Origin of the sequence: Photorhabdus noenieputensis (assembly GCF_018448935.1) — a bacterium.
Lineage (GTDB): Bacteria > Pseudomonadota > Gammaproteobacteria > Enterobacterales > Enterobacteriaceae > Photorhabdus > Photorhabdus noenieputensis.
In genome coordinates this window covers 1-474 of sequence record NZ_RCWC01000186.1, presented here as the reverse complement: position 1 = coordinate 474, position 474 = coordinate 1, and the positions used below count along the sequence as shown (strand labels likewise).

Sequence of the window (474 nt, the reverse complement as noted above, 5' to 3'; positions counted from 1 at the left end):
CGTAAATTCCGGTCCACAAAACTGCCGGACTCCAATTTCAATGTGGCTAAATCACACAACAACTGGATTTCTTCGGGCAGATAAAGGGATAGAAACTCTCTGGCCGTTTCAGGCTGCGTTAAAAAATACTTAAATAATTCGTCATGGTGAGGCCGTTTTTCTTTCTTTGCCACAATCTGTTTCTCTGTCTTATTAGTTAGTCATACCACTCATTGTCTATACGTCGCGATGCAACTTGAAATCCATAGGGTATATAGTATCTCTGGAAGACCCACAACCAAGTTACAAAAAACATCTTCCTATATTTCCTCAGACAAATCTTTACCGAATGCATTAATAGAAGAGCCTAAAGAATCAAATACCAGAAAAGGAAAAATGAGAAAACATTATATTTACAACAACTACTCAATGAAAGTCATTCATTTCAATGAGTTTTTAACTTGCATTCGTATAATAACAATCCCTTTATCAAAA

Annotated in this window: 2 protein-coding genes; one reads left to right on the top strand and one right to left on the bottom strand. The window is 35.9% G+C overall.

All coding sequences use genetic code 11. The features are described from left to right. Positions 1 to 173 (bottom strand): Rpn family recombination-promoting nuclease/putative transposase (locus EAE91_RS23780; RefSeq protein WP_214090576.1); only part of this gene is annotated, 173 nt, incomplete at its 3' end. A 55-nt stretch (positions 174 to 228) separates the two neighbouring features. Between EAE91_RS23780 and EAE91_RS23775 the strand changes: the two genes are divergently transcribed. Then, on the top strand, positions 229 to 474 hold a 246-nt coding region (locus EAE91_RS23775), incomplete at its 3' end, for a hypothetical protein (RefSeq protein WP_214090575.1).